Below are 2,625 nucleotides of genomic sequence, written 5' to 3' on the forward strand. Positions count from 1 at the left end.
TAATTGTGGACAAAAAGTCCAAAAGTCGCTATCTACTCGAACCCATGTTTGTCCTCATTGTGGATATACAGATTGTCGAGATAGAAACGCCGCTTTAAACATCTTGCAAAAGGGATTAATTAGCGTGGGGCGCACGCAAACTTTAAACGCTTCGGGAGAGATTCCCTCTTGGTTGGTTGGAGAAATCCTGCTTGCTAACGGAGACTCAATGAACGAAGAATCCCCGTCTCTTTAGAGCGGGGAGCGTCAATAATTATTCCTTCTTTCCCCCAACAAATCCCGATTAGTCTCTAATTTGAGTGAAAGCGCGTGAGTACAATTCCCCCCGTCGATTTATCCCGTCAATACCAAGTCATCAGCGAAGAAGCTAACCATGCCGTTTTAGAAATCCTCCGTTCTGGGCGCTATATTGGCGGTGAAGCTGTGAGCGAATTAGAACGACAATTTGCCCTCTATCATGGTGTTAGCGATTGTGTTGCCTGTAATTCGGGAACCGATGCCCTTTATCTGGCACTGCGCTCCCTCGGTATTCAAGCGGGGGATGAAGTAATTACTTCCACTTTTTCGTTTATTGCCACCGCCGAAGCGATTAATTTAGTCGGGGCAGTGCCTGTTTTTGTCGATATCGATATTAATACTTTTAACCTCGATGTGGCACTGTTGGAAAAAGCGCTTACTCCCCAAACTAAAGCGATTATCCCAGTACACCTTTTTGGGCAATCTGTCAATATGTCTGAGGTAGTAAATTTTGCTCGTTCCCATAATTTATTTGTAATCGAGGATTGCGCTCAGGCAACGGGAGCAGAATGGCATGGGCAGAAAGTGGGGAGTATCGGCGATATTGGCTGTTTTAGCTTCTTTCCTACCAAAAATTTAGGCGGTTGTGGCGATGGTGGCGCAATTACCACCAATAAACCCGAGTTAGCGGCACAAATTCGCATGATTAAAGAACACGGCAGCAAGGTGCGTTATCTCCACGAGGTAATCGGGGTAAATAGCCGCTTAGATGCCATTCAAGCGGTTATTTTGCAAATTAAGCTAAAATATCTCGATTTTTGGAATAATCAACGGATCGAGATTGCCCAACGTTATCGAGAATTACTGCAACCTTTGCCTAATATCACTTTACCTACCGCTTTAGCCGGAGGTAAGCACGTTTGGAATCAGTACACAATCCTAACGGAAAATCGTGACCAAATTCGGGCAGCTTTGCAGGAAAAAGATGTCCTATCCATGGTTTATTATCCGATTCCCCTGCATTTACAGCCGGTTTATCAGTATTTAGGCTATAAAAAAGGTGATTTACCCATGGCTGAATTGGCCAGTGAAAAAGTGTTATCTTTGCCTATGTTCCCCGATTTAAGCTGCGAGGAACAACAACAGGTAGCCTATGCGCTGAAAGATTGTTTGCATAGTTTTTCAATTTATGATTTAGCCGAGGATTGAACTAATGAGTCAGATAAATGAGCGTTCAAAACCAGCCAAGTATTCACTATATAACTTAAGAAAAGTCAAGCGTGATTTAGTCTATGATGCCTGGGATTTCTGGCGTACTCTAACTCAAAAAGATCAACTAGAAAAAGTCATCAATCAAAGAGAAATTCGTTTTATCGGTTTGAAACGTAGTGGTAATCATGCGGTGTTAAATTGGATTAGAGCGCAAGAACAAGATTCTTATTTTCTGAATAATGTTAATGTTAGTAAGTACCTAGGCAAAATTATTTACACATGACGATCATTGCCCCGTAAGGGTTTTAGCTCGATCGGGCAGGTAATTAATTTTGCATGACTACTTATCAGTCCTTTTAGGCATTTTCATCTACACTTCCCCCACAAAGGTTTTCGAGAGGAAGCTTGGGGTAATTTCAAAACTAAGAACTGTTTTTTGTATAGCTATGAAGATCATAGTATTGCCAAAATAACTGAGCCAAAATATGAAAAAAAACATGATCTTTATGTAGGGAAAACCAGTCATAGGTATGATGTACTTTTACTCAGAGATCCGTTTAATCTGATTGCCAGTCGTTTGAAAAAGGGATTTTTATCTGTCAAGACAAAAGGAATGTCTCTGACTGATATGTGGATTGAATACGCCAAAGAATTCCTTGAAGAAACTAGCTATCTAAGTAATAACAAGGTTATTATTAATTACAATCTATGGTTTTCTGATATTAGTTATCGTCGAGAAATTTCCGCCGCTCTTAATCTAGAGTTTTCTGATGCTGGCTTAAATTATGTTAGTAGTTATGGTGGTGGCAGTTCCTTTGAAAAGCAGAACTTTACTGGCAATGCTCAACAGATGGATGTGACTAATCGCTGGAAACTATTTCTTGACAATGACGAGTTTTTGAAGTTAATCAAAAATGATGAGCTTTTACACTATTCCGAAAAAATCTTTGGTAAGCGTCCCGATACCGAGTTAATTTATCTTGGGGCTAATAGATGATAGTTATAATGGCTCTTCGGTTTGTGTTATGCAATGGATGGGGGTTATAAGGGATGGAACCGGGAGCATCTCACCTTTGCAATAAGCATAAATACTTAGTAGAAAAATAGGCTTTTCGAGGGTAATTCTTGTTTTAATTCTCCATGTACGCGGTCTTTAAAAGCCTCTATTTCGTTCCA

General features: G+C 40.4%; 4 protein-coding genes. All 4 read left to right on the forward strand.

Annotated features, from left to right (window positions below; translation table 11 throughout):
* Positions 1-235: zinc ribbon domain-containing protein (locus tag EWV66_RS01835; protein ID WP_287108565.1), on the forward strand; the 235-nt coding region annotated here is incomplete at its 5' end.
* Positions 236-309: 74 nt separating this feature from the next.
* Positions 310-1,446, forward strand: a complete 1,137-nt coding sequence (locus tag EWV66_RS01840; protein WP_052277355.1) for a DegT/DnrJ/EryC1/StrS family aminotransferase — start codon at positions 310-312, stop codon at positions 1,444-1,446.
* 4 nt (positions 1,447-1,450) lie between these two features.
* Positions 1,451-1,732, forward strand: a complete 282-nt coding sequence (locus EWV66_RS01845; protein ID WP_052277356.1) for a hypothetical protein — start codon at positions 1,451-1,453, stop codon at positions 1,730-1,732.
* Between the two features lie 153 nt (positions 1,733-1,885).
* The gene (locus EWV66_RS01850; protein WP_052277357.1) at positions 1,886-2,446 is read left to right on the forward strand and encodes a hypothetical protein; all 561 of its coding nucleotides are present in this window, start codon (positions 1,886-1,888) and stop codon (positions 2,444-2,446) included.
* The last annotated feature ends 179 nt before the right edge of the window (positions 2,447-2,625 follow it).

This window comes from Microcystis sp. M_OC_Ca_00000000_C217Col (genome assembly GCF_007095585.1).
Lineage (GTDB): Bacteria > Cyanobacteriota > Cyanobacteriia > Cyanobacteriales > Microcystaceae > Microcystis > Microcystis panniformis.

Excerpts from the sequence above, each read along its gene's own strand:
- EWV66_RS01845 (WP_052277356.1), top strand. The coding sequence starts at position 1,451 with ATGAGTCAGATAAATGAGCGTTCAAAACCAGCCAAGTATTCACTATAT.